Annotated in this window: 25 protein-coding genes and 1 tRNA gene; 19 read left to right on the top strand and 7 right to left on the bottom strand. The window is 72.3% G+C overall.

The window, feature by feature from the left end; all coding sequences use genetic code 11:
* Position 1 precedes the first annotated feature (1 nt).
* The 11 genes from ftsH to FHG10_RS10845 all read left to right on the top strand — a co-directional run bounded on the left by ftsH (position 2) and on the right by FHG10_RS10845 (position 11412).
* Entirely contained in the window at positions 2-2098 is a 2097-nt protein-coding gene (gene ftsH / locus FHG10_RS10900; RefSeq protein ID WP_152353368.1) for an ATP-dependent zinc metalloprotease FtsH, read from the top strand.
* Between the two features lies 1 nt (position 2099).
* Positions 2100-2747 (top strand): GTP cyclohydrolase I FolE, encoded by a 648-nt coding sequence (gene folE, locus FHG10_RS10895; RefSeq protein ID WP_152353367.1) that lies wholly within the window; start codon positions 2100-2102, stop codon positions 2745-2747.
* 4 nt (positions 2748-2751) lie between these two features.
* Positions 2752-3669, top strand: coding sequence for a dihydropteroate synthase (gene folP, locus FHG10_RS10890; RefSeq protein ID WP_152353366.1), 918 nt, complete (start codon positions 2752-2754; stop codon positions 3667-3669).
* Positions 3666-4583: a 2-amino-4-hydroxy-6-hydroxymethyldihydropteridine diphosphokinase gene (gene folK, locus FHG10_RS10885; RefSeq protein WP_152353365.1), complete on the top strand. Its 918-nt coding sequence runs from the start codon at positions 3666-3668 to the stop codon at positions 4581-4583. Before folP ends, folK begins: the two co-directional genes overlap by 4 nt.
* Positions 4583-5092 (top strand): DUF3180 domain-containing protein, encoded by a 510-nt coding sequence (locus FHG10_RS10880; protein ID WP_152353364.1) that lies wholly within the window; start codon positions 4583-4585, stop codon positions 5090-5092. Before folK ends, FHG10_RS10880 begins: the two co-directional genes overlap by 1 nt.
* Before the next feature lie 89 nt (positions 5093-5181).
* Positions 5182-5685, top strand: a complete 504-nt coding sequence (locus tag FHG10_RS10875) for a PH domain-containing protein (protein ID WP_152353363.1) — start codon at positions 5182-5184, stop codon at positions 5683-5685.
* Positions 5682-7364, top strand: a complete 1683-nt coding sequence (locus tag FHG10_RS10870) for a PH domain-containing protein (RefSeq protein WP_152353362.1) — start codon at positions 5682-5684, stop codon at positions 7362-7364. The genes FHG10_RS10875 and FHG10_RS10870 overlap by 4 nt, the downstream gene beginning before the upstream one ends.
* Positions 7361-8257, top strand: a complete 897-nt coding sequence (locus FHG10_RS10865; protein WP_152353361.1) for a Rossmann-like and DUF2520 domain-containing protein — start codon at positions 7361-7363, stop codon at positions 8255-8257. Before FHG10_RS10870 ends, FHG10_RS10865 begins: the two co-directional genes overlap by 4 nt.
* Before the next feature lie 46 nt (positions 8258-8303).
* Complete coding sequence (gene panC, locus FHG10_RS10860; protein ID WP_152353360.1) at positions 8304-9158, top strand: pantoate--beta-alanine ligase; 855 nt, start codon at positions 8304-8306, stop codon at positions 9156-9158.
* Positions 9159-9208: 50 nt separating this feature from the next.
* Entirely contained in the window at positions 9209-10732 is a 1524-nt protein-coding gene (lysS, locus tag FHG10_RS10855) for a lysine--tRNA ligase (RefSeq protein WP_152353359.1), read from the top strand.
* Positions 10733-11082: 350 nt separating this feature from the next.
* Positions 11083-11412, top strand: a complete 330-nt coding sequence (locus FHG10_RS10845; protein WP_152353357.1) for a histone-like nucleoid-structuring protein Lsr2 — start codon at positions 11083-11085, stop codon at positions 11410-11412.
* Between the two features lie 164 nt (positions 11413-11576).
* Here the strand turns inward: FHG10_RS10845 and FHG10_RS10840 are convergent, their stop codons facing one another.
* Together FHG10_RS10840 and FHG10_RS10835 are read right to left on the bottom strand one after the other, a co-directional pair.
* Positions 11577-12530, bottom strand: coding sequence for an aldose 1-epimerase family protein (locus tag FHG10_RS10840; protein WP_152353356.1), 954 nt, complete (start codon positions 12528-12530; stop codon positions 11577-11579).
* 5 nt (positions 12531-12535) lie between these two features.
* Positions 12536-14023: a malate:quinone oxidoreductase gene (locus tag FHG10_RS10835; protein ID WP_152353355.1), complete on the bottom strand. Its 1488-nt coding sequence runs from the start codon at positions 14021-14023 to the stop codon at positions 12536-12538.
* A 211-nt stretch (positions 14024-14234) separates the two neighbouring features.
* On the opposite strand from FHG10_RS10835, the gene FHG10_RS10830 reads away from it, so the two are divergent.
* From FHG10_RS10830 to FHG10_RS10815, 4 genes are all read left to right on the top strand, one after another.
* Positions 14235-15632: an alpha-L-fucosidase gene (locus tag FHG10_RS10830; protein WP_152353354.1), complete on the top strand. Its 1398-nt coding sequence runs from the start codon at positions 14235-14237 to the stop codon at positions 15630-15632.
* A 111-nt stretch (positions 15633-15743) separates the two neighbouring features.
* Entirely contained in the window at positions 15744-18365 is a 2622-nt protein-coding gene (locus tag FHG10_RS10825; protein ID WP_152353353.1) for an ATP-dependent Clp protease ATP-binding subunit, read from the top strand.
* Positions 18366-18464: 99 nt separating this feature from the next.
* Positions 18465-19400, top strand: a complete 936-nt coding sequence (locus FHG10_RS10820) for a DedA family protein (protein ID WP_227488186.1) — start codon at positions 18465-18467, stop codon at positions 19398-19400.
* Complete coding sequence (locus FHG10_RS10815) at positions 19397-19912, top strand: amino-acid N-acetyltransferase (RefSeq protein WP_152353352.1); 516 nt, start codon at positions 19397-19399, stop codon at positions 19910-19912. Before FHG10_RS10820 ends, FHG10_RS10815 begins: the two co-directional genes overlap by 4 nt.
* Before the next feature lie 15 nt (positions 19913-19927).
* On the opposite strand, the gene FHG10_RS10810 is transcribed toward FHG10_RS10815, so the two are convergent.
* The 5 genes from FHG10_RS10810 to FHG10_RS10790 all read right to left on the bottom strand — a co-directional run bounded on the left by FHG10_RS10810 (position 19928) and on the right by FHG10_RS10790 (position 23339).
* A complete protein-coding gene (locus FHG10_RS10810) occupies positions 19928-20839 on the bottom strand; it encodes an HhH-GPD family protein (protein ID WP_406565162.1) in 912 nt (303 codons plus the stop codon).
* A 155-nt stretch (positions 20840-20994) separates the two neighbouring features.
* Positions 20995-21423, bottom strand: a complete 429-nt coding sequence (gene mscL, locus FHG10_RS10805; RefSeq protein ID WP_152353351.1) for a large conductance mechanosensitive channel protein MscL — start codon at positions 21421-21423, stop codon at positions 20995-20997.
* 76 nt (positions 21424-21499) lie between these two features.
* The gene (locus FHG10_RS10800) at positions 21500-22135 is read right to left on the bottom strand and encodes an SAF domain-containing protein (protein WP_152353350.1); all 636 of its coding nucleotides are present in this window, start codon (positions 22133-22135) and stop codon (positions 21500-21502) included.
* A 91-nt stretch (positions 22136-22226) separates the two neighbouring features.
* Complete coding sequence (locus FHG10_RS10795) at positions 22227-22562, bottom strand: FmdB family zinc ribbon protein (protein ID WP_152353349.1); 336 nt, start codon at positions 22560-22562, stop codon at positions 22227-22229.
* Between the two features lie 162 nt (positions 22563-22724).
* The gene (locus FHG10_RS10790; protein ID WP_227488185.1) at positions 22725-23339 is read right to left on the bottom strand and encodes a 5-formyltetrahydrofolate cyclo-ligase; all 615 of its coding nucleotides are present in this window, start codon (positions 23337-23339) and stop codon (positions 22725-22727) included.
* Positions 23340-23391: 52 nt separating this feature from the next.
* Here FHG10_RS10790 and FHG10_RS10785 point away from each other — a divergent pair, with 52 nt between their 5' ends.
* The 4 genes from FHG10_RS10785 to FHG10_RS10770 all read left to right on the top strand — a co-directional run bounded on the left by FHG10_RS10785 (position 23392) and on the right by FHG10_RS10770 (position 26104).
* A complete protein-coding gene (locus FHG10_RS10785) occupies positions 23392-24018 on the top strand; it encodes a GNAT family N-acetyltransferase (protein WP_152353348.1) in 627 nt (208 codons plus the stop codon).
* A gap of 37 nt (positions 24019-24055) precedes the next feature.
* Complete coding sequence (locus FHG10_RS10780) at positions 24056-25000, top strand: hypothetical protein (protein ID WP_152353347.1); 945 nt, start codon at positions 24056-24058, stop codon at positions 24998-25000.
* 43 nt (positions 25001-25043) lie between these two features.
* Positions 25044-25898 (top strand): inositol monophosphatase family protein, encoded by an 855-nt coding sequence (locus FHG10_RS10775; protein ID WP_227488184.1) that lies wholly within the window; start codon positions 25044-25046, stop codon positions 25896-25898.
* Between the two features lie 133 nt (positions 25899-26031).
* Positions 26032-26104: transfer RNA gene (locus tag FHG10_RS10770), tRNA-Ala, on the top strand.
* Positions 26105-26311 lie beyond the last annotated feature (207 nt).

Raw genomic sequence — 26311 nt, 5'->3', positions numbered from 1 at the left:
GATGGCAAGCACCACCAAGAAGAAGCGGCCCGGCGCGTCCATCGCGATCTGGGTCGCCGTCGCCCTGCTCCTGGGCATCCTCGCGTTCACCTTCCTGGGACGCGACAGCTACCAGCAGGTCGATACCGAGCAGGGCCTGCAGCTGCTGCAGGACGGCAAGGTCGAGCAGGCGAAGATCATCGACGGCAACCAGCAGAGGGTCGACCTCGTGCTGAGCCAGGACTTCGACGACAAGGGCAAGAAGGTCTACTTCTCCTACGTCACCGCGCGCGGTGACGCCGTCGTGGACGCCGTCGACAAGGCCGACCCGAAGAAGGGGTACACCGACGAGATCGCCACCAGCCCGTGGTGGTCGACGCTGCTCGTCTCCTTCCTGCCCCTGCTGCTGTTCATCGGCGTGTTCTGGTTCCTGATCATGAACAGCCAGGGCGGCGGCCGCGCCATGCAGTTCGGCAAGTCCAAGGCCAAGCTGTTCAACAAGGAGGCCCCGCAGGTCACCTTCACCGATGTGGCGGGGGCCGACGAGGCCGTCGAGGAGCTCGACGAGATCAAGCAGTTCCTCGTCGACCCGGAGAAGTACCACGCCGTCGGCGCGAAGATCCCCAAGGGCGTCCTGCTCTACGGCCCTCCCGGCACGGGCAAGACCCTGCTCGCCAAGGCCGTCGCCGGCGAGGCGAACGTGCCCTTCTACTCGATCTCCGGCTCGGACTTCGTGGAGATGTTCGTGGGCGTCGGCGCGAGCCGCGTGCGCGATCTGTTCTCGACGGCGAAGGAGAACGCCCCGGCGATCATCTTCATCGACGAGATCGACGCCGTCGGCCGCCACCGCGGCGCCGGCATGGGCGGCGGGCACGACGAGCGCGAGCAGACCCTGAACCAGATGCTCGTGGAGATGGACGGGTTCGACGAGAACCAGAACGTCATCCTCATCGCCGCCACCAACCGCGTGGACATCCTGGATCCCGCGCTGCTGCGTCCGGGCCGCTTCGACCGTCAGGTCGCCGTGGGCCTGCCGGACCTCAAGGGCCGTCTGCACATCCTGAACGTCCACGCGCAGGGCAAGCCGCTCGCGGAGGACGTCGATCTCGAGATCGTCGCGCGGCGCACGATCGGCATGTCCGGTGCGGATCTCGCGAACGTGCTCAACGAGGCCGCGCTGCTCACGGCGCGCTCGAACAACCAGATCATCGACTCGCGGGCCCTGGACGAGGCGATCGACCGCGTCTCCATGGGGCCGCAGCGCTACTCCAAGGTGATGAGCGACCGCGACCGCCAGATGACCGCCTACCACGAGGGCGGCCACGCGCTCGTGGCGGCCGCGCTGAACTATTCGGCCCCGGTCAACAAGGTGACGATCCTGCCGCGCGGCCAGGCCGGCGGCTACACGATGGTCGTGCCCACCCAGGACCGCAACTACCAGTCGCGCAACGAGCTCCTGGACCGCCTGTCCTACGCGCTCGGCGGCTACGCGGTCGAGGAGGGCATCTTCCACGACGTCACCACCGGGCCCAGCTCGGACCTGCAGAACGCCACCAAGATCGCACGCACCATGGTCACCCAGCTGGGCATGAGCGCGAAGGTCGGCCAGGTGTTCTACGGCAGCGGCCAGGACGAGGTCTTCGTCGGCATGCAGCAGGGCGGCGACGTCCAGGTCTCCGACGAGACCGCGCAGCTCATCGACGAGGAGGTGCGGCGTCTGGTCGACGAGGCGCTCTCCGAGGCCTGGGCCGTGATCTCCGAGAACCGGCCCGTGCTCGACCGCCTGGTCCTCGAGCTCCTGGAGAAGGAGACGCTCAACGAGCACCAGCTCGCGGCGGTCTTCGAGGGCGTCACCAAGCGCCCGCAGCGCGACGTCTGGCAGTCCTCCGCGCAGCGCCCCGTCTTCACGGCGCCGCTCGTGGGCGGCAATCCCGGCGATGCGAGCAGCGAGCACGGCGATGCGGGCGATCCGCTCACCCCCGGGCCGCCGGAGCTTCCCTCCCCGGGCGGCGACGGGCCCCAGATCCCCGGCTACCCCGGAGGCACCGATCGCGGAGCCGGCGGCGCCGGACCGGAGGGGCTCCAGGGCACCGACGGTCCTGCGACCGAGGATCGCTGAGATGGGCGAGGAGCTGGCTCCCGCGGAGCCCGGGGCGGCGGACGCCCCGGTCGCCCCGTCGTCGGAGACGTCGACCGGGGCTCCCGGCGTCGACGCCCCGCGCATCGAGGCGGCCGTGCGGGAGATCCTCGCCGCGATCGGGGAGGACCCCGACCGCGACGGGCTCGTGCAGACCCCCTCGCGCGTGGCCCGCATGTACGGCGAGGTCTTCGAGGGCATGCGCATGGACGCCCACGAGCCCCTCTCGGTGACCTTCGGGGACATCGAGCACCAGGAGCTCGTGCTGGTGCGCGACATCCGCTTCCACTCCATGTGCGAGCACCACCTGCTGCCCTTCTTCGGCACGGCCCACGTGGGCTACATCCCCGGCGCGCGCGGCGTCACCGGCCTGTCGAAGATCGCGCGGCTCGTGCACGTCTACGCCCGTCGCCCCCAGGTCCAGGAGCGGATCACCACCCAGATCGCCGACGCCCTCATGGAGGAGCTGCGCGCGGCCGGCGCGATCGTGGTCCTCGAGGCCTCGCACATGTGCATGTCGATGCGCGGCGTGCGCGCCGAGGGCGCGCAGACCGTCACCTCGGCCGTGCGCGGCATCCTGCGCAAGGGCACCACGCGCTCCGAGGCCATGTCCCTCATCATGCGGGGCTGACGCCATGAGGACGCGCCCCGACGGACTGCCCGCGGACCTCGCGCGGGACCGCACCCTGGTGATGGGCATCCTCAACGTCACCCCGGACTCCTTCTCCGACGGCGGCGCGCACATGAGCCCCGAGCAGGCCCTCGACCATGCCGAGCGGATGCTCGCCGAGGGAGCCTCGATCATCGACGTCGGGGGCGAGTCGACCCGGCCCGGCGCCGAGCGCGTCGAGGAGGCCGAGGAGCTGAGGCGTGTGGTCCCCGTGGTCCGCGAGCTCAGCGCGCGCGGCGCGGTCGTCAGCGTGGACACCATGCGCGCCGCGGTCGCGGAGGCATCCCTCAAGGCGGGCGCCCTCATCATCAACGACGTCTCCGCGGGCCTCGCCGACCGGAGCATGCCCGGGCTGCTGGCGCGCGCCCGGACCCGCCTCGGCGCCCCGCCCGTGGTGATCGCGATGCACTGGCGCGGCCACAGCGACGTGATGAACGACCTCGACGAGTACGCCGATGTCCCGCGCGACGTCGAGCGCGAGCTCGGGGCGCGGCTGGCAGCCCTGCGCGAGGCCGGGGTCCAGGACTCCCAGCTGGTCGCCGACCCCGGCCTCGGATTCGCGAAGAACGGCGCGCAGAACTGGGAGATCCTGGGGGACTGGGATGCCCTCCTCGCCCATGACCTGCCCGTCCTCATCGGCGCCTCCCGCAAGCGCTTCCTGAGCACCCTGCCCGGGGACCGCGACGTCGCCACCGCGGCCGTCAGCGCCCTGTGCGCGCGCGAGGGCGCCTGGGCGGTGCGGGTGCACGATGTCGCGGCGTCCGTCGCCGCCGTCGAGGTCGGGAGGCGCTGGGCCGCGAGCGAGCGCGCGGCGCACCGCCCGCCGACTGCGGACCGGTCGCCTCGGGCCGACGGGCCCTCCCTCAGGGGCGACGCCCGATGAGCGCCCTCGTCGTCCCCCCGGAGCTCGCGCGGGCCCTGCACCCGGGGCCGGCCGACGCGATCGAGCTGATCGGCCTGCGCGCCCGCGGCCATCACGGGGTGCTCGAGCACGAGCGCCGGGACGGGCAGGACTTCCTCGTCGACCTCAGGATGGACGTCGACACGGCGCCCGCCGGGCGGGCCGACGCCCTGGGCCGCACCGTGAACTACGCGGAGGTCGCCGATTCCGCCGTCGCCGAGATCGAGGGCGGCCCCCACCAGCTCATCGAGACCCTCGCCGCGCGCATCGCCGGACGGATCCTCGCCGAGCAGATCCTGGTGCGCCGCATCGAGGTCACCCTCCACAAGCCGTCGGCGCCGATCCCGCATCCCTTCGCCGACGTGCGCGTGCGCATCGAGCGCAGCGCCCCCGCGTCACCGGCCGTGCTCGCGCTGGGCACCAACCTCGGCGCCCGCGAGCAGCACCTCTCGCGCGCCCTCGCCCTGCTGCGCGCGGCCGACGGCATCGAGATCGAATGGACCGCGCCCGTCGTCGAGACCGACCCGGTAGGAGGCGTCGAGCAGGATCCGTTCCTCAACACGGTCGTGGGCGTCCGCAGCGAGCGCGGACCGTGGCGACTGCTCGACCTCGCCCATGCCCTCGAGGAGGACGCGCAGCGCGTGCGCGAGGTCCGCTGGGGACCCCGCACCCTCGACGTCGACCTCATCGCCTTCGGCGACCTGCTCCAGGACGATGAGGAGCTGACGCTGCCGCACCCCCGGGCCCACGAGCGCGCCTTCGTGCTGGCGCCCTGGCACGCCGCCCGTCCCGACGCGGAGCTGCCGGGGCACGGACCCATCGGGCCGCTGCTCGCGCGCACCGAGGACCGCGACGGCGTGCGCCCCGGTCCGGTGCTCGGGGGGTTCGGCGCCTGATGCGTCCGCTGTCGGTGCCGACGCTCGTCGTCCTCGGTCTGCTCGCGACCGTGTTCGGCGCGGTGCTCGCGAACTTCGTGACCGGGCGCGGCGCCGTGCTGCCGGTGACCGGATGGGTGACAGGGCTGCTGCTGCTCGCCCTGGGGGCCGTGCTCCTCGTGTGCGGGCTCCCGCTGCGCCGCTACACGAAGGAGAGCGAGGAGCGCCGGGAGAACCCGAGCAGCGCCCCGCGCCGCCACTCCATCGACATGCTCACCGCCTTCCGCACGATCGTGTTCGCCCGTGCCTGCGCCTATACGGGGGCGCTCATCGGCGGCATCCAGCTCGGCCAGCTCGTCTTCCTCGCGTCCTCGGGGACCGGCACGCTCGTCGGCGCGCTGCTGCCCACGGGCTTCGGCGCCCTGTGCGGCATCGCCCTCGCGGTGCTCGGGGTGATCGTCGAGCGCTGGGGAACGCTCCCGCCCGAGGACGGCGAGGGCGGGAACGGCGCCCGTTCGACCACCGCCTGAGGCGCGGCGCGGCGGCATCGACGCGGGTCAGGGGCCGACCCGGACCATCGTCGGGTGCGCCCGTGGGGGTGGCCTGCGAGGATGGGCCCATGAACGATGCGACGCGACCCCAGCGGCTGGGCGGGCGGGGACTGACCCCGGTCTCGCCGCGGCTCGTGCCCGCCCGCTATCTCTCCGCGATCCCCTGGTGGGCGATCTCCCTGGCGATCGCGATCGCCTGCCTCGTGGTGGGCCTGCGCCTGGACTGGTGGTGGCTGGAGCTGCTCGCGATCGTGCCGATCCTGTGGTGCCTGCCCGCTGTGCTGCTGACGCCGCGACGGGTGCGGGCGATCGGCTACCGGGCGGGGGAGGATGACCTCACCCTCGCGAGCGGGCTCATGTTCCGCTCGGTCACCACCACTCCCTACGGCCGCGTGCAGTCCGTCGAGATCCACGAGGGACCCGTCGAGCGCCGCTTCGGGATCGCCCGGCTGTCCTACTCGACCGCCTCCGACGAGGCCGACGGCACCATCCCCGGGCTCCCGCGCGAGGACGCGGAGGAGCTCAAGGAGCTGCTCACGCGGCGCGGCATCGAGAGGATGCAGTCGCTGTGAGCACCGATCACGACCCTGATCAGAGACCCGATCAGGGCTCCGATCCCAGGGCCGACCGCGTGTCCGATGCGCCCGCCGCACGCCGCACCCATCCGCTCACGCCCCTGCTGACCGGCTGGAAGATCTTCGCCGGCGTGATCGCGGTGATCGCCGCGCAGAACCTGGCCCGGCTCGTCGGCGAGTTCACCGTGCGCCGTGCGCTGCTGGGACTGGGCGTGCTCGCGATCGCCCTCGTCATCGCGGTCGGCGTCAGTGCCCTGACCTGGTGGCGCACCACCTACGAGATCTCCTCCGACGGGGTCACGCGACGCTCGGGCCTGCTCACCCGCACCGGCCGCACAGCTCCTCGCGAGCGCATCGAATCCGTCTCGGTCGAGCGTCCCGCGGTGCCGCGGCTGCTGGGCCTGGCGAAGGTGCGCGTCGAGTTCGCGGGCGGCTCCGAGTCCCATCTGGACATCGCCTACATCACGGCGGCCGATGCCGAGACCATCCGCACCGAGATCCTCGACGTGGCCGCGGGCGGGCACGCCGGGACGGCAGGGCAAGGTCGTCGCACGGCTGTTGACGGGGAGGCCGCCGACGGACCGACCAGCGGCGGCGCGGCCGGTGATTCCGCGCGGGCTCCCATCGCCCCGAGCGACGGGACGTGGAGCACGTCCACCCGCGATCGTGGCCTGCGCGAGAGCCTGCGCGAGGTCGCCTACGACGGCGTCACCGAGGGCGACCTCATCGCGCAGATCCCCACCACGCGTCTCCTGCACGCGATGCTGCGCGACGTCGGCTGGCTGATCGGGCTGGTCATCGGCGTGGTCTGGATCATCGTCACGGCGATCATCGCCTGGCGCACCGACGGCGCCGCGACGGGGCTGATTGCGGCGGCGCTGCCCGCGATCGTCGCGGTGCCGCAGGCAGTGCTGCATCGCCTCGAGGGCGGGTGGGGCTTCGTCTCCCGCGACACCGACCGCGGGCTGCGCATGCGCCGCGGCCTGTTCTCCACCCGCACGGACAACCTCGGCGCCGGGCGCGTGCAGGACCTGCGGCTGCGCCGTCCTCTGCTGTGGCGCGGCCCCGCATGGACCGAGGCGCGGGTGAGCGTCGCCGGCATCGGCGAGGACGACTCCTCGGCCGCGACCAGCGCCCTGCCCGTGGGCACCCGCGAGGAGCTGCTGCGCACCCTCGGCCACCTGCTGCCGACCCTGGGCACCGAGGACGACGCGGCGCTGCTGGACCGTCTGCTCACCGCCCGTGCGGGGGATCTCGGCGGCATCGGGCCGCGGCATCGGCTGTTCTTCATCGGCCGTCGCACCCGCCGCGTCCTGCTGCTGCCCGGCGCGCTCGTGCTGCGCAGCGGCGTGATCACCGCGAAGGTGCAGATCGTCCCGCGCGAGCGCATCCAGGGGCTGAGCCTCGCCCAGGGGCCCGTCGGCCGCATGACCTCCACCGCGGCTCTCACGGTCGGGGTCGCCGCCGCCCGCGCCGAGATCGCCGGCGTCGACATGGTCGACCTCCTCGGGCTCGAGGACGCTCTGCGCCCGGACGCCGCACAGGGCCGCCGCTACCGCGATCGCGACGACTGGCCGCGGCCTCCGCTCGGGCCGCACGGGAACCCGCCGTCGGCTCCCGCCCCGGCTCCTGCCGCGGCATCCGCTCCCGCCCCGGACCCCGGGGAGGACGCATGAGCGCCCCGCGCCTGGGCGTCGGCATCATCGGAGCCGGCCGCGTCGGGGCCGCGCTCGGCGCCGCGCTGCGCGCCGAGGGGCACGCGATCACCGGCGCCTACGCCGTCTCCGACGCCTCCCGCGAGCGCGCCGCCCAGATGCTGCCGGGCGTGCCCCTGCTCGAGGTCGAGCGGATCGTCGAGCGCAGCGAGCTCGTCCTGCTCGCCGTGCCCGATGATCAGCTCGCACCGCTGGCCGCGGGCATCGCCGCGACCGGGCTCGCCCCGGGAGGGCAGATCTTCGCGCACACCTCGGGCCTGCACGGCATCGCCTCCCTCGCGCCGCTCGAGCGCACCGGCGCGATCGCCCTCGCGCTGCACCCCGCGATGACCTTCACCGGCACCCCGGCGGATCTCCCTCGCCTGGTCGGGTGCCCGGTCGCGGTCACCGCCCGCGAGGCGTTCCTGCCGATCGCCCAGGCGCTCGTCGTCGAGATCGGCGCCGAGCCGGTGACCCTCGCCGAGGGCGATCGCGCGCTGTACCACGCGGCTCTCTCCCACGGAGCGAACCACCTCGTCGTGCTCGTCGACCAGGCGCGCGAGCTGCTCGCCCGGATCGGCATCGAGCAGCCGGGGGAGTACCTGCGCCCGCTCATGACCGCGGCCCTCGAGGAGTCCCTGCGGCGCGGCGCGAGCGCTCTCACGGGGCCGGTATCCCGCGGTGACGCCGGCACTGTCGAGGCGCATCTGGGCGCCCTCGCCGAGGCCGACGAGACCGCCGGCGCCCTGTCCCCGACCGACACCGCCCGCACCTACCGGGCGCTCGCGCGCGCGGCGCTCTCGCGCGCGGGGCTCGGCGCGGCCGAGGAGAGCGCGATCCGTGAGATCCTTCGGGAGCCCGGCGCAGGGGAGTGACCTGCGGGCCGACGCGCGTCGGCGCGGGCAGGACCAGGAGGAGCAGATGACCGAGCCGGCCACCCAGCTGGTGACGACGAAGGACGCGCTGCGCACCGCCCGCGCGCAGCTCGAGGGCCCCGTCGCGGTGGTGATGACGATGGGCGCCCTGCACGAGGGGCACCTGAGCCTCGTCCACCGCGCCCGCGAGGTCGCCCGCCACGTGATCCTCACCGACTTCGTCAACCCCCTCCAGTTCGGACCCGGCGAAGACCTCGAGAGCTACCCGCGGGACCTGCAGGCGGACCTCGCGCTCGTCGACGGCCTCGTCGACCTGGTGTTCGCGCCGTCGACCGAGGAGATGTACCCCGTGCTCCCGCCCGCCGTGAGCGTGAGCGCGGGCCGCCTGGGCACCGCCCTCGAGGGCTCCGCCCGGCCCGGGCACTTCGACGGCGTGGTCACCGTCGTCACCAAGCTCCTGCAGCTCACCGCGCCCGAGATCGCCGTGTTCGGCCGCAAGGACGCCCAGCAGCTCGCCATCGTCCAGGCCCTCGTGCGCGACCTCGACCTCCCGGTCCGCATCGAGGCGGCGCCCATCGTCCGCGAGCCCGGCGGCCTCGCCCGCTCGAGCCGGAACGTGCGCCTGACCGCCGAGGGCCGCACGCACGCCCTCGCCCTCTCACGAGCGGTGCGCGCCGCCGAGGCCGCCGCCCCGTCGGCCCCCGGGATCCGCGCGGCCCTCGCGGACGCCGTCGCCGCAGGATCACCCGGAGTGCGCTGGGACTACGCGCTCGCCCTCGACCCCGTGACCTTCGAGGAGATCGGCGACGACCACGACGGCGACGTGCTCGTGGTGATGGCCGCGCACGTGGACGGCGTGCGGCTCCTGGACGCGGCTGTGGTGGAGGCGACACCGTCCTGAAGACCACCCCGCCTGGGATACGCCGGGCCGGTGATGCGAGAATCACCCCTATGACTGCACAGCCCCCCAGCGATCAGCATCGCGCCCCGGACGCCCTGGACACCTCCGACCAGATCGCGGTCCGCAAGGCCAAGCGCGAGCGGCTGATCGAGCGGGGTGAGGAGGCCTACCCGGTCTCCGTGCCGGTCACCACCACGATCGCCGCGGTGCGCGAGGCCTACGGCCACCTCGAGGCCGGCCAGGAGACGCAGGACGTCGTCGGCGTCGCCGGTCGCGTGGTCTTCCAGCGCAACACCGGCAAGCTCTGCTTCGCGACCGTCCAGGACGGCGCGGGCGAGCGCCTGCAGATCATGCTGAGCCTGGCCGAGGTCGGCGAGGAGCGCCTCGGCGCCTTCAAGGCCGATGTCGACCTGGGCGACCACGTCTTCTTCCACGGTCGCGTGGGCGCCTCGCGCCGCGGCGAGCTGTCGATCTTCGCGGACTCCTGGGCGATGGCCGCCAAGGCGGTGCGCCCCCTGCCCGTGCTGCACGCCGACCTCTCCGAGGAGTCCCGCGTGCGCCACCGCTACGTGGATCTCATCGTGCGCGAGGAGGCCCGCGCCTCCGTGCGCCAGCGGGCCGAGGTGATGCGCTCCCTGCGCTCGTCGTTCCAGGACCGCGATTTCGTGGAGATCGAGACGCCGATGCTCCAGGTGATCCCCTCGGGCGCGGCGGCGAGGCCGTTCGTCACCCACATGAACGCCTTCGACATGGACCTGTTCCTGCGCATCGCTCCCGAGCTCTTCCTCAAGCGCGCGGCGGTGGGCGGGCTCGAGCGGGTCTTCGAGATCAACCGGAACTTCCGCAACGAGGGCGCTGATTCCACGCATTCGCCGGAATTCGCGATGCTCGAGGCGTATCAGGCCTACGGGGACTACAACACGATCGGCGAACTCACCCGCTCCCTCATCCAGGAGGCGGCCGAGGCCGCGACCGGTTCGCAGGTCGTCACTCTCGCGGACGGGGAGGAATACGACCTCTCGGGGAGCTGGGAACGGATCACCGTCTACGGGTCCCTCTCGGAATCCCTGGGACAGGAGATCACGCCGGAGACGACTCCCGAAGAGCTGCGGAAGATCGCACGCTCCCTCGATCTGGACCTCGACCACCCGAAGTTCGGCCATGGGAAGCTCGTCGAGGAGCTGTTCGAGCACCAGGTCTCCGATCATCTCCACGCCCCTACGTTCGTCCGGGATTTCCCTGTCGAGACCAGCCCGCTGGTGCGCGCGCACCGCGAGACGCCGGGCGTCGTGGAGAAATGGGATCTGTACGTGCGGGGATTCGAGCTCGCGACCGGGTATTCCGAGCTCGTGGATCCCGTCGTCCAGCGCGAGCGCTTCGAGCAGCAGGCGCGTCTGGCCGCCGCCGGCGACGACGAGGCGATGCGCCTGGACGAGGACTTCCTCGAGGCGATGGAGTACGCGCTCCCGCCCACCGGCGGCATGGGCATGGGGATCGACCGCCTGCTCATGGCCATCACCGGCCTGGGCATCCGCGAGACCATCACCTTCCCGCTCGTGAAGCCCGAGGCCTGAGATGGACAGCGGATTCTTGTACGAGGCCGGCTCCCTCCTCCCTCCGATCGGCGTCGGACTGCTCTTCTGGTTCACGATGCGCGCGATCCTGAGGGCCGATCGCCGTGAGCGCGAGGCCGAACGGCAGGCGGAGCGCGAACTCCGCACTCAGCAGGGGAACTCGGGAGACCATCCGGAAGCACCGTGAACGCGATTGTTATGAGATGGTCAATGCCTCGTGGGTTTCATCGGCCGGCGAACGCCGCGGCGGGTATTTCGTGTTCTGATTGAATTCTCAGGTGCGCTGTGCAGATAATGGGGCGCGTCCAACACGAGTTCGGCGCTCCACACGCATCAAGGAGAATCACCCCATGGCACGGAAGACTTTCGTTGAACTCATCGACGACGTCGACGGGTCCAAGGCCGAGGAGACGGTGAGCTTCTCGCTCGACGGCGTCGCCTACGAGATCGATCTCTCGAACGAGAACGCGGAGAAGCTGCGCGAGGAGATCGGCGAGTGGGTCGCCCGCGCGCGCCGCGTGGCCGGACGCCGCATCCGCGGCACGGGCAGCGGTTCCACCTCCACCTCCTCGAACGACTCCGCGAAGATCCGCGTCTGGGCCCGCGAGAACGGTCGGGAGGTCTCGGACCGCGGCCGCATCCCCGAGGAGCTCCGCCAGGCCTACTACGCCGCCAACTGACGGCGCGGCGCCGCGCCTGGGCGCCTGAACGGCACGCCGGCCTCGAGCTCCACGGCTCGACCCGTCGCCCCCGGGACGGCCGGATCGACGAGGGCCCCGGGACGCATCAGCGTCCCGGGGCCCTCGTGCAGTGCATGCCCGGACGATCGCGCCGCCCCTCGGCGTCACCAGCCCCGGATGCTCCAGGAGGCCGAGTGCTCGGCGCCGGGGGAGAGCCGCACCAGGTCCTCGCCGCTGCGGAACGCATCGGGCGGGCAGGTCATCGGCTCCACTGCGAGTCCCTTGCGATCGTTCTCCGGCTCCGGGCGGTCACCGGTGTGCACCTGCACCCAGGGGCAGGCGTCGTCGGCGGAGATCTCCACCCCGGTCCCGCCGGGCGCGGTCGCCGTGACGCGCCAGCGGCCGTCGGCCCCGGGGGAGAGGTCGGTGAAGGCGTGGTCGAGGAAGCGGTCGCCGATCGGGCGCGCCCGCCGCAGATCGAGATCCGAGCCCTCCTCGACCGCGCGGGTCCCGACGGGGAGCAGGCGGTCAGGGGTGACCTCGAGGACCGTCGAGGCCGGGCACGAGAGCGTCCACTCGTCCAGTTCCTCGGGGCCCGCGAGCAGGTACGGGTGCGGGCAGACCCCGTAGGGGGCGTCGGACGATCCGAGGTTGCGGGCGGTGACCGTGGTGGTCAGCCCGCTCTCGGCGTCGCCCCGGTGCTCGACCCTCATCTCGAGGGCGAAGGGGTATCCGGTGGTCGGGTACAGCAGTGTGCGCAGCGTGAGGGCGGAGGGGCCCTCCTCGACGATCTCGTAGGCCTGGAAGCTCAGCAGCCCGTGCAGGGCGTTGTTCCGCTCGACCTCGGTGATCGGGACCTGCAGCTCCTGCCCGTCCCACGTGTATCGGCCGTCCCCGATGCGGTTCGGCCACGGGGCGACGACCGCCCCGCGGTAGAAGAGCATCGGGCCTTCGGCGGGGCTGCGCAGCAGCAGGTCGCGCCCGCCCACGGTGAGCGACTCGAGGGTCGCGCCGACCTCGGACACCTCGGCCGCGTACTGGCCGGCGGCGATCCTGTGCAGCGCGCCGCGATCGCGCACGGAGCCGTCGATCGGGCCCTGCATCGTCTCCTCGGCCATGGCGATCAGCTGTCCTCGAGGCCCAGCAGGTGGGCGGTGCGGGCGAGGGACGCCGACGCCGCCGCCGGGTCCTCGGACAGGTGGGTGCCGAAGCTCGGGATGATCTCGCGGATCCGGGACTCCCAGGTGCCGAAGCGGTCGGGGAAGACCTTCTCGAGCATGCCCAGCATGATCGTGGTGGCCGTCGAGGCGCCGGGCGAGGCGCCCAGCATGCCGGCGATCGAGCCGTCGGCCGCGGTGATCAGCTGCGTGCCGAACTGCAGCACCCCCACCTTCTTGGGGTCGGGCGCGATGACCTGGACACGCTGACCGGCGGTGATGAGCTCCCAGTCGTCCGCGCGTGCCGAGGGCATGTATTCGCGCAGCGCGTCGAAGCGCTTGGCGGGGGAGGCGACGAGCTCGCCCGCGAGGTACTTCATGAGGTCCAGGTTCGGCGGGGCGACGGCCATCATCTGCGCGATGTTCCCCGGTTTGATCGACTCGAACAGATCGAGGTTCGAGCCCGCCTTGAGGAACTTCGGCGACCAGCCGGCGTAGGGGCCGAACATGAGCGCACGCTTCCCGTCGACGAAGCGGGTGTCCAGATGCGGGACGCTCATCGGCGGGGCGCCGACGGCGGCCTTCCCGTACACCTTCGCCTCGTGGCGCTCGATGATCTCGGGATCGGTGCAGCGCAGCCACTCGCCGGAGATCGGGAACCCGCCGAATCCTCGGATCTCGGGGATCCCGGAGTCCTGGAGGATCGGCAGCGCGTTGCCGCCGGCGCCCACGAACACGAACGGTGCACGGACCACGCGCACCTCACCGGAGGCCGAGCGGGCCATCACGCCCCAGTCGCTGCCCATGCGCCGCAGGGAGGTGACCTCCCAGCCGGTGGAGACCGTGGTGCCGGCCGACTTCGCCACGCCCAGGAGCTCATGGGTCAGACGGCCGAAATCGACGTCGGTGCCATCGGGGGAGTGGGTCGCGGCGATCGTCTCGGTCTCGGGGCGCGCCTCGGTGACCAGCGGCGCCCACTCCCGCAGCTGCTCGTGGGAGGTCGTGAACTCCATCGAGTCGAACAGCGGGTTCTTCACGAGCGCATCGTGGCGGCGGCGCAGGTAGTCGACGTTCTCCATCCCGTGGACGAAGCTCATGTGCGGCACCGGGTTGATGAAGGCGCTGGGATCCGTGATCTTCCCGGTCTCCACGAGGTGCGCCCAGAACTGGCGGCTCACCTGGAACTGCTCGTTGATGGAGATCGCCTTCGCGGGGCTCACCGAGCCGTCGATGTCCTGCGGGGTGTAGTTCAGCTCGCACAGTGCGCTGTGGCCGGTGCCGGCGTTGTTCCAGCCCTGGCTGGACTCGAGGGCGACGTCGTCGAGCTTCTCGAGCACCTCGATGCGCCAGCTCGGCTCGAGGTCGGTCAGCAGGGCAGCGAGGGTCGCGCTGGCGACCCCACCCCCGATCAGCACCGCATCCGCTCGGGTCACGTCCACCGTGAGCTCGCCCATGACACTCCCGTCCTCATCGCTGATGTGCTCCGAAGAGGCTACCCCGGTCCACCTGGGCGGGGTGCTCCTCCGACGCAGCGCGGGCTGTGGTCCGCGGCACGGCGCGGCGTCATGCAGGCGCGATGCGGCGCGCGAGGGGCACCCGGCAGGACGCGAGGGCGCACCCGCGCGCCGCCCCGCGCCCGGGCCGGTTCTCTGATGAGGTGGGTGCATGTCCGACGACGTGCATCCCGGATCCTCGCCGCGCCCCGTTCCGACCTCGCGGCCGGTGGAGCCGCTGCGGCCGACGCCCGAGCAGCTGGCATGGCAGCGCGAGGGGCTGGGCGTGTTCTTCCACGTGGGCGTGAACACCTTCGCCGGTCTGGAATGGAGCGACGGGACCCTCTCGCCCGGCATCTTCGACCCCTCCGACCTGGACGCCGACGAATGGGTGCGCACCGCGCACGACCTCGGCGCCGCCTATGTGGTGCTCACCGCGAAGCATCACGACGGCTTCTGCCTGTGGCCCACCGCGACCACGGACTACAGCGTCCGCGCGAGCCCGTGGCGGCAGGGTCGGGGCGACCTCGTCGCCGAGGTCGCCGCGGCCTGCGAGCGCTGGGGCCTCGGTCTCGGTCTGTACCTCTCGCCGTGGGACCGGCACGCTCCCGAGTACGCGGATCCTGCGCGCTACGACGCCTTCTACCTCGAGCAGCTGCGCGAGCTGTGCACGGGGTACGGGCCCCTCCACGAGCTCTGGTTCGACGGCGCGGGCTCCGCGGGCCGCGAGTACGACTGGGATGCCATCGGCGATCTCGTCGACGAGCTGCAGCCCGGGGCGATGGTGTTCAACATGGGGCGCGCGACCATCCGCTGGGTGGGGAACGAGGACGGGCTGGCGAGCGACCCCGTGGAGTACGTCACCAGCAGCGCCGACCTCAACAACTATGACGACGACGTGATCGAGACCGCCGCCCCGCGCTATCTCCCGCCGGAATGCGACGTGTCCCTGCGCGACGGCTGGTTCTGGCAGGAGCGCGAGCAGCCGAAGTCCCTCCCGCACCTGCTCGCGATCCACGACCGCTCGATCGGACTGGGAGCGAACCTGCTGCTGAACATCCCACCCGACCGCCGCGGTCGCATCGATCCGGCCGACGCCTCCCGGGTCTCCGAGCTCGGCGCGGCCCTGCGCGCCCGGTTCGGGTCGCCGATCCCGGCGCGCTGCGAGTGCGTCGGCGCGGGGGTTCCGTCGTCGGCCGACCCGCCCGACCTCCCGGTCTCCTCGTCCTGCGCCCACTCACGCGCCACCGCGGTGCTGCGCCTGCCCGGATCGTTGACCTTCGACCATGTCGAGCTGCGCGAGCACCTCGAGGACGGCCAGCGCATCCGCCGCCACCGGATCCTCGACCCCGAGGGCCGGGAGCTCGCGGCGGGCGGCACCGTCGGAGTGCGCAGGATCCACCGGCTCGCAGCGCCCGTCTCCGCCGACGTTCTCGTCCTGGAGATCGAGGGCGAGGGCGCCGCGATCGATGCGGCCTGCGTGCACGACGCCCGCGGCATCGTGGCCCCGGACCTCTCCGGCGCACGGTCGGCCCCGACCACGGCGCCGGACCGACCGCTGGCGGACTGATCTGCGGGAGCTCCCCGTCGCACGCCGTCACGCCCGCGGCGAACAGCCATCGATCGGCGGTGGGGTTCCGACTAGTCTCGATCCATCACCACCGCCCGATGGGGGAGAGACATGTTCGAACGCTTCACCGACCGCGCGCGGCGCGTCGTCGTCCTCGCACAGGACGAGGCCCGCCTGCTGAACCACAACTACATCGGCACCGAGCACATCCTGCTCGGCCTCATCCACGAGGCCGAGGGCGTGGGCGCGAAGGCCCTCGAGGCGCTCGGGGTCACCCTCGACGCCGCCCGGGACCAGGTGCGGGACATCATCGGCGAGGGGAACCAGGCCCCCACGGGTCACATCCCCTTCACGCCGCGCGCCAAGAAGGTCCTCGAGCTCTCGCTGCGCGAGGCGCTCCAGCTGGGCCACAACTACATCGGCACCGAGCACATCCTGCTCGGCCTGCTGCGCGAGGGCGAGGGCACCGCGGTCAAGGTGCTCTCCCGTCTGGGCGCCGAGCCCGCGGCGGTGCGCCAGGAGGTCATCGAGCGCCTGTCCGGCTACCAGGGCAAGGAGCCCGCGAACGCGGGCGGCCCCGCGGAGGGCCAGCCCGCGGGCTCGCTCGTGCTGGACCAGTTCGGCCGCAACCTCACCCAGGCTGCGCGCGACGGCAACCTCGACCCGGTCATCGGCCGCGAGCACGAGGCCGAGCGGGTCATGCAGGTCCTCAGCCGCCGCACCAAGAACAACCCGGTGCTGATCGGCGAGCCCGGCGTGGGCAAGAGCGCCGTCGTCGAGGGGCTCGCCCAGTCCATCGTGCGCGGCGACGTGCCGGAGACCCTCAAGGACAAGCAGCTGTACACGCTGGACCTGGGGTCGCTGGTCGCCGGCTCGCGCTACCGCGGTGACTTCGAGGAGCGCCTGAAGAAGGTGCTCAAGGAGATCCGCACGCGAGGCGACATCATCCTGTTCATCGACGAGATCCACACGCTCGTCGGCGCGGGGGCGGCCGAGGGCGCGATAGATGCCGCGAGCATCCTCAAGCCGATGCTCGCCCGCGGCGAGCTGCAGACCATCGGCGCGACCACGCTCGAGGAGTACCGCAAGCACATCGAGAAGGACGCCGCGCTCGAGCGCCGCTTCCAGCCGATCCAGGTCGACGAGCCCTCGATCGCCCACACGATCGAGATCCTCAAGGGCCTGCGCGACCGCTACGAGGTGCACCACAAGGTGACCATCACCGACGGCGCCCTGGTGGCCGCGGCGAACCTCTCGGACCGCTACGTCAACGACCGCTTCCTGCCGGACAAGGCGATCGACCTGATCGACGAGGCCGGCGCGCGCCTGCGCATCCGCCGCCTCACCGCGCCGCCCGAGCTCAAGGAGTACGACGAGAAGATCGAGGACGTCCGCAAGCGCAAGGAGGAGGCGATCGACGGCCAGGACTTCGAGAAGGCCGCCTCGCTGCGCGACGAGGAGCAGACCCTCAAGACCGAGCGCGACGAGCGCGAGGACGCCTGGCGCAACGGCGAGACCGACGCGGTGACCACGGTCTCCGAGGAGGTCATCGCCGAGGTGCTCGCCGCCTCCACCGGCATCCCGATCGTCAAGCTCACCGAGGAGGAGTCCTCGCGCCTGCTCCACATGGAGGACGAGCTGCACAAGCGCGTCATCGGGCAGAACGAGGCCATCAAGGCGCTCTCGCAGGCGATCCGCCGCACCCGCGCCGGCCTCAAGGACCCCAAGCGTCCCGGCGGCTCGTTCATCTTCGCGGGCCCCACGGGCGTCGGCAAGACCGAGCTCGCCAAGGCCCTCGCGGAGTTCCTGTTCGGCGACGAGGAGTCCCTCATCCAGCTGGACATGTCCGAGTTCGGCGAGAAGCACACGGCCTCGCGGCTGTTCGGCTCGCCCCCCGGGTACGTCGGCTACGACGAGGGCGGTCAGCTCACGGAGAAGGTGCGTCGCAAGCCCTTCAGCGTGGTCCTGTTCGACGAGGTGGAGAAGGCCCACGTGGACATCTTCAACTCGCTGCTGCAGATCCTCGAGGACGGGCGCCTGACCGACTCGCAGGGCCGCGTCGTGGACTTCAAGAACACCGTGATCATCATGACCACGAACCTGGGCACCCGCGACATCGCCAAGGGCGTCTCCATGGGCTTCACCGCCGGCGGCGACCTGAACACCGACTACGAGCGCATGAAGTCGAAGGTCCACGAGGAGCTCAAGCAGCACTTCAAGCCCGAGTTCCTCAACCGCGTCGACGACGTGGTGGTCTTCCCGCAGCTCTCGCAGACCGAGATCGTGCAGATCGTCGACCTCATGGTCGCCAAGCTCGGCACGCGCCTCGCGGAGAAGGACATGGACATCGAGCTCACCGAGGGCGCCAAGGAGCTGCTCGCGGAGAAGGGGTACGACCCCGTGCTCGGCGCGCGTCCGCTGCGCCGCACGATCCAGCGGGACATCGAGGACGCGCTCAGCGAGAGGATCCTGTTCGGCCAGGTCTCGGCGGGCGATCACATCGTCGTCGACTCCGAGGGCGAGGGCCTGCTGGGCGAGCTCGTGTTCCGTCGCCGCACCGACAGCGGATCGCTCGAGGCGCTCTCGGACGACGTCTCCGTGAGCGCGATGACGGAGGCCCGCACCGAGGACGCCGCCCACCCGGACGTGCCGGAGGGCGAGGACTCCTCCGACGCCGACGGAGGGACCGGCGCGGCGTCCGCCGAGGACACCGATGTGAGCTCCTCGCGCTGACCTCCGGGTCGGCAGAGCAGTGAGCGCCCGGCGCCCGTTGGGCGCCGGGCGCTGTCCCCGCAGGGGCGGCGCAGTCGGACGGAGAGGCGGAGCGCGATCGTGGGAGTGGGCACGTTCCAGGCATGGATGACCGGTCTGCAGGACTGGATCGTCGCCGCGGGCGATACCTGGTGGGTGCACCTGGTGGTGTTCGCGCTGTGCGCGATCGACGCCTTCTTCCCCACGGTCCCCAGCGAGTCGGTCATCGTCGCCCTGTCCTCCCTGTGGGCGTCGTCCTCGGTGCCCCCGATCTGGCTGACGGTGCTCGCCGCCTGGGGCGGCGCCTTCCTGGGCGACAACATCGCCTACCTCATCGGCCGCACCGTGGGCTGGGAGCGGTTCGGCTTCCTGCACCGCGGGCGCGGGCTGAAGGCGGTCCAGGCCGCCGAGCGGGGACTGGACCGGCGCGCCCTGCTCTTCCTGATGACCGCCCGCTACATCCCTTTCGGCCGCACCGCTGTGAACCTCACGGCCGGTGCGGTCCGCTATCCCTGGCGCCAGTTCTGGCACCGCTCGCTCGCCGCGACCTTCGTATGGGCCGTGTACTCGTGCGGCATCGGCGCCGTGGCCGGCAGCTGGTTCGAGGACAACCATCTGCTCGCCATCACGGTCGCCGTGGTGATCGCGGTCGTCGTGGCCCTCGTCGTCGAGCGCCTGGTCTCCCTCATGAACCGCCTCCTGGACGGCCGCCACGAGCGCGCCGCCCAGCGGGCCGAGGAGGAGGCGGCGGCGCTGCGGGAGCGCGGGAGCCCCGACGAGCAGCCGGACGACGGCGCGTCGGACGATGGCGCGCCGGGCGGCGCCGAGGACGATGCGGAGAGCGGGGCCGACGGGGACGACCCTCCCGTGACGCCGCGCGAGACGGGCGACGGCGAGGAGGTCGGGGCGAGTAGCGTCGGGGAGCACCAAGCGTCGGACGAGGACCGATCGGCCGAGATCCAGGGGGCCGAGAGCGACGCCGACACGGACTCACGAAGGACGGCATCCCCCGCATGAGCATCGAGCTGCGCCCCGCGCTCCCGGCCGACGTCCGAGCCATCGACCGCCTGGTGCAGCCCCTCGCCGCCCGCCAGATCCTGCTCGGCAAGGAGCTCGTGGTCTACTACGAGGCCATCCAGGAGTTCCTCGTCGCGGTCGACGAGGACGGCGTTGTGATCGGATGCGGCGCGCTCCACGTGATGTGGGAGGACCTCGGCGAGGTGCGCACCCTGGCCGTGAGCGAGGACGCGCGCGGCACGGGGCTGGGCCATCGCATGCTCGAGGCGCTCCTGCAGCGCGCCCGGGACCTGGGGCTCGAGCGCGTGTTCTGCCTGACCTTCGAGGTCGACTTCTTCGCCCGTCACGGCTTCCGCGCCATGAGCCCGGATCCGCTGCCGCCCGAGGTCTACGCCGAGCTGCTGCGCTCGAGCGACGAGGGTGTGGCGGAGTTCCTGGACCTCGCGCGGGTCAAGCCCAACACCCTGGGCAACACCCGGATGATCCTGCGCCTGGCCGACGCACCGCTCTGACCCTCGGCTGCGGCGTCAGGGCAGGCGCACGGTCCCGTCCTCGACCACAGCGAGTCCGTCGGCGACGAGGGAGTCCAGGCACCGCGGCACCCTGTGGTCGTCCTCGTCGCTGCGCAGCTGCGCGATCCGCTCCCGGCTCGTGGGGCCCTCGCGCAGCAGCGCCATGATCCTGCCGCGCATCTGACGGTCGGTGCCCTCGAAGGCCTGGGTGCGGGCACGTGTCCCGGAGTCCGCCGGACGTCCCTTGGCCAGCCATGCGCAGTGCGGGGCCAGCGGACAGATCTCGCAGTGCGGGGAGCGGGACGTGCACACGAGCGCGCCGAGCTCCATCACCGCCTGGTTCCAGCGCACGGACCGCTCCGTCCCGGCGGGAAGGACCTCGGTGGCCAGCGCCCGCTGGGATGCGGTGAAGGTGCTGCCGGGGAAGGCCTCCCCGCGCACGCAGCGCACGAGCACCCGTCGGATGTTGGTGTCCGCGACCACCGCGCGCTCGTGGTGGGCGAAGGCGGTGACGGCGGCCGCGGTGTACTCGCCGATGCCCGGCAGGGCGCGCAGGGCCTCGAGCCCGACGGGCACCTCGCCGCCGTGCTCCTCGACGATGGCGCGGGCGCAGGCCTGCAGGCGCAGCGCACGGCGCGGGTAGCCCAGGCGGTCCCAGGCGCGCAGCACGTCGGCCGTGGACGCCTCGGCGAGGTCCTGCGGTCGGGGCCAGCGCTGCATCCACTCCTGCCAGCGTGGGAGGACCCGCACCACGGGAGTCTGCTGGAGCATGATCTCCGAGACCAGGATGCTCCAGGCGCTCGCATCGCTCGCCCGCCAGGGCAGCTCGCGCCCCGCGCGGGTGAACCAGTCGATCACCGCGTCGATCCCGCTGCGGTCCAGGAGTCCGACGGGATCGGGGACGGTCGCGGGGGAGTCGGCGGGCACCCGGGAACGGTACCGCACAGGCGGGACGGTCGGGCGTGCGGGAATCTCCGTGCCCGGGAATAAGAAAGACGGGGCGGGACCGTAAGGTCCCGCCCCGTCCCTGCGCCGTTCTCACGGCGTCACGCGGAGCCTCCGGCAGGGCCGGAGGGGTTCCTTCACTGCTGCGGGGTCTGGCCCGGGGTGCTCGCGTCCCTGTTCTGGAGGGCGTCGCGGATCTCGGTGAGCAGCGCGATGTCCTCCGGGGTGGCCTCCGGGGCGTCGGGGTCCTCGCCGCGACGGATCATGGCCATGCGACGGGCCTTGGCCATCGGCAGCACGAACACGAAGTACACCACCGCGGCGGTGATGAGGAACGTGATGACGGCGGAGATGACCGAGCCGATGTCCACGAACGTCTTGTCATTGCTGGCGATGACGTGGAAGCCCAGTCCGATGCCGTTCGCGCCGCCGGCCGCGGCCACGATCGGGTTGATGATGTACGTGACGAAGGCCGTGACCAGAGCGGTGAAGGCACCGCCGATCACGACACCGACGGCGAGGTCGATGACGTTGCCCTGCATGACGAAGTCCTTGAAGCCCTTCACGGTGCTTTCCTCACTGCTCGGAGACGCGGGGGATCGGGTGACACAGTGGATGCTGGGGAAGCATCCGCTGGGGAGATTAGAACACGATCGCGATCTCGAGCCAGCCCTCACGGACGGCGTGAGCGACCTCTCCCGTGTGCGACGGATCCACGGCGACGAGGATCTCCACGGCATCCGTGCTGGACACAGCACCCATCGGGCCCGTCGCCGCAGCGTCGGCCGGGACCTCGACGACCATCGCATTGATCCTGCGCGTGTCACCGGGCATCTCGGTCGAGACGACGAGGCTGAGCTCGTCGCCCGCCGCGAGGCGCGGGAGGAGCGCGGGGGCCACGGGCACGACCACCACGGCCCGTCCCGTCAGCGGCGGTGACTGCGCCTCCTCGCGCAGCCTCTGCGGGGCGAGGACCTCCCCGGCGCCCACGCTGCGAGAGACGCGCAGGCCCTCCAGCCGTGAGGGATCCGAGGTCGAGTCCTCGGGGACGAGAGCATCGGCGACCTCGGCCTCGCGCAGGTCCCCGGAGCGGATCACGGCGCCCGCAGGGAGGTCGTGCGCGGCGACGAGCACGCCGCGCGCATCGGCCGACGCGGGCAGCAGCCCGGGCAGGACCGCGACCGCGAGCAGCGCGGTGAGCAGGATGCTTAGCAGGCGCCGTCGCCGACGGACGGCTCGATGCCAGCGGGGGAGGGAGTCGTGCAGTCGTCGCAGCATGCCCCGACGCTAGGGCGAGCTGGTGGGCGCCGGGGGTCGCCCGTCGTCACTGTGGACGACGGGGTGATGTGGAGGAACGACGGCGGAGTGCTCAGTCCGCGGCGGAGGCGGCCGCAGGGGCCTTGGACGAGCCGCTCGACGCGCTCGAGGTCTCCTTCGACGAGGAGGCGCTGCTCGAGGAGTCGGAGGAGCTCGAGGAATCGGACGAGCTCGTGGAGTCCGACGACGCCGAGGAGGCGGTGCGGGAGGACGCGGAGTCGGTCGAGTAGAAGCCCGAGCCCTTGAACACGACGCCCACGCTGTCGAAGACCTTGCGCAGAGCGGACTGCCCGCACTCGGGGCAGTCGGTCAGCGAGTCGTCGCTGAAGCTCTGGTACTTCTCGAAACGGTGGCCGCAGTTCTTGCAGGCGTACGCGTACGTGGGCACAGGGTCCTCCACATCCAGGGTGATCGGCGCCTCCCGAGGCGCCCGCACGAGCTTACCGCCGCGCGGGGCCCACCAGCAGGACTGCCCGGGGTGATGCTCGACGCGCCGCTCGCCCTCAGCTGCGCCCGGAAGGCGCACCGCCCGGGCAATGATCCCGGCCCATCATGATCCGAGCCGCTCCACGCCGCCCGTGGTGAGCACGGCGTGCGCCGGCCGGTCGTGCGCCTCGCACGGCAGGGCGCCCGGGGCCAGGACCTCCCAGGGATGGACGACGGCGACGACCACGGCCGTGCGCGCGTGATCGAGCGCTCTGTCGTAGTAGCCGCCGCCGTGCCCCAGCCGCGTGCCGGAGCGGTCCACGGCGAGGGCCGGGGCGAGCACGAGGTCCGTCCGGGCCAGGGCGTCGGCGCCCTCGCGCGGGCCCGACGGCTCCCCGCCGAAGCCCCGCGCGGGAGGCGGCGCGAGCGGGGAGGCCCCGTCCCACGCGGCCCAGTCGATCCCCTCGCCCGCGTGCACCGGCAGCAGGATGCGGTGGCCGCGGTCGGCGAGCACGCGCAGCAGCCTCCGCACGTCGGGTTCGGTGGGTGTCGGGTCGAAGGCGGCGATCCGCAGCGGGCCCGTCGCCCGGGGCAGGAGGGCGAGCACCTCATCGGCCCGGCCCGCGAGGCGTGCGTCCTCGTCGGGTGAGCGGTGGGCGGTCGCGGCGCGCTCGGTGCGCAGTCCCGTGCGCAGGGCCCGCTTGCGCACGGCGGGGGACTGCCGTGAGTTCTCCTCCACGGCCCCAGCATGGCACCGGGGACGCCGCCCCTGCGATGGCTACGATGCCCGGATGCCCCCTGTCTGGCCGCTCGTGCTCTCGGATGCGGAGCTCACCCTGCGTCCGCTGCGCCGTCGCGACCGCCGTGCCTTCGAGACGCTGCTGGTGCGCAACCGCAAATGGCTCGCGCCCTGGGACGCGACGGACCCCGAGCGCCGTCGGCCCCGGCCCACCCACGCGGAGCTGCTGCGCTGGGCGGAGCGGGAGGGACGCGCCGGCCGTCACCTGAGCCTGCTGCTGTGCGCGGACGGCCGACCCGCGGGCCAGGTGAGCGCGGGACCGATCCTGTACGGCGCGCAGTCCTCGGCGACGATCGGCTACTGGATCGACCACGCCCGCGCCGGCCGCGGGTATGCGCCGCGCGGCGTCGCCCTGCTCATCGACCATCTCTTCGCCGAGGTCGGGCTGCACCGGGTGGAGATCAACATCCGCCCCGAGAACGAGGCCAGCCTGCGGGTCGCCCGCAAGCTCCACCTGCGCGAGGAGGGGCTGCGCGAGCGGTTCATCCACGTCGACGGCGCCTTCCGCGACCACCTGAGCTTCGCCCTCACGGCGGACGAGGTCGAGACCGACGAGCGCGGCAGGGGAGTGCTCGCGCGGTATCGGCGCGAACACATGGGCGCCACGGGCGCGTCGTGACCAGCTGAATCACAGCCGTGTCATTAGGGTGGGCGAGGTGGAGACCTTCAACCTCGGGGCTGTCCTTTTCGCCCTCCTGCTGCTCGTCTGGGTCGGCTATGCCGTCCCGCGCAGCGCGGAGCGCCGGGAGCTGATCTCGAGAGCGCGTGACGCGATGCGCTCCCGGGACTCCCGCACCGCGCGGGATCTCTCCGAGGCCGCCCACTCCCGCCCGAGAGCCCGTGAGGTGCACGTCATGAATGACGACCGTCTGCTGCTGCGTCCCGCCGATCCGACCGCCCGCCCGCGCTTCGACGCGTCCCCGGGCACCCGTGTCGACCCCTATGAGGAGGCCGGGCGCCAGCGCCGCACCCTGCGCGTGGTCCTGCTCGCCCTCGCGCTGGTGACGATCGGGGTCGGCGTGCTCGCCGGCGTTTCGATCCTGCCGGTGTGGAGCGTGCTGCTTCCGCTCGCGGTCCTCGCCGCCTACGTGGTGGGCCTGCGTCGCGCCGAGCTGGACCGCCGGTCCCGTCTGCGCCGCGCCGCCGAGCTGCGAGACGCCGGTACGACGGCGTCGGCCACCGCATCGAGCCCCGCCGGGAAGAGCGCTTCGGCCGAAGATGCCCCGCAGGTCGCAGCACCGATCGCTCGGTCGGACGAGCGCTCCACCAGCGCGACGACCGCGCGCACCCAGGTCGATGCGACCGCGCAGACGGAGGAGCACGTGGAGCTGGGTGAGGAGATCGAGTCCGCGAGCGCCGCCCTCGCCGCGCCCGGCGAGTGGATCCCGCGCCCCGTGCCGCGCCCGTCCTACGCCCTGCGCGGCGAGGTCGAGGATCTCGCCACCCGCCACGCGGCCCACCGCAGCAGCGTCGCCCCTCAGCATGTCGCACTCGAGGTCGAGACCGACGACGTGGCCGACGAGGCCCTGCACGAGGAGCCGCAGCGCACGCCCGCCTCGGATCTCGGCCTCGACGAGATCCTCGCGCGCCGCCGCGCCTGAGACCCTGAGCCGACCACAGCCCGCGCCAGCCACAGGAGGCACAGTGACCGCACCCGAGGAGCTTCTGGAGGCGGCCGAGGCCGCCGCGTCCCTCGCCGCCGACTACGTGCGCGGCCTGGATCGCACCGCCCTGCAGCGGGAGTACAAGAACGACAGCCACGACATCGTGACCGCCCACGACCGCGCGTGCGAGGAGATCATCGTGCGCGAGCTCGCGCGCCGCGTGCCGGGCGCCCGCGTGATCGGCGAGGAGGGCGGCGAGCGGCCCGGTGCCGGGGCCGACGGCGGGTCCTCCGACTCCGAGATCACCTTCTACGTCGACCCGATCGACGGGACCAGCAACTTCGCGGCCGGGCTGCCGCTGTTCTGCGTCTCGATCGGGGTCGCCGTCGGCGGAGAGCTGGTCGCGGGAGTGGTCGACGCGCCCGTGCTCGGCGAGGTGATCAGCGCGGCCGACGGACCGGTGCGGCTGAACGGGGTCGAGGTCGCCGGGCGCCCGACCCTCGCCGCGAAGGACGCGCTCGTCCTCACCGGCTACCCGGGGTACCGCGCCTACAGCGAGCTTGCCGAGCTGTCCGCGGCGCACGGACGGCGCCTGTCCGACGGGGTCTCGGCGGTCCGCCACCTGGGCTCGGCCGCGCTCGAGCTCGCGTACGTGGCGCTGGGCCGTGCCGATGCGACCCTGCTTCCTTCGATCAACGCCTGGGACGTCGCCGCCGGATTCCACCTCGTCCAGAGCGCGGGCGGCAGCCTGCGCACCTGGCCCGGGACCACGGGGCAGGGGCGGCCCGTGCAGGAGCAGCCCGCATACGTCGCGTGCACCGGTCCCGAGCGCCTCGCAGTGCTCGACGAGCTCATGGACGAGGTGCAGGCGGCCCGCGACGAGCGGGTCGCGTGAGAGCGGGCGACGGCAGCTGCGGAGGCTCCGCTCCGGCTCCGTGACAGGTCGCTGTGATCCTCGTCAAGACGGCTCCGAGCGGTCGTGAGCACCGGCTTCGCGATGCTAGGCTTGCCAGGTCGCCACGCGGCACGGGGCTTTAGCTCAGTTGGTAGAGCGTTTCGTTCGCAATGAAAAGGTCAGGGGTTCGATTCCCCTAAGCTCCACGGCACGACAGAAGGCCCCTCACCAGGACGGTGAGGGGCCTTCCGCGTTGGGACGAAGCGGCGCAGCCGGGAGAGCCGCGCGGCCGGAAATACACATCAGGACACACATCTGCTCCCACACCTGTTCGGCGCTGTTCTGCTGCCTACAGCTTCGACCGTCCCACCCCTGGCGCAGACTTCCCTCATGACGAGCATGCGAGAGCGGGA

The sequence above is a fragment of the Brachybacterium subflavum genome, assembly GCF_009299795.1.
GTDB lineage: Bacteria > Actinomycetota > Actinomycetes > Actinomycetales > Dermabacteraceae > Brachybacterium > Brachybacterium subflavum.
This window is presented reverse-complemented; position numbering and strand designations above follow the sequence as displayed.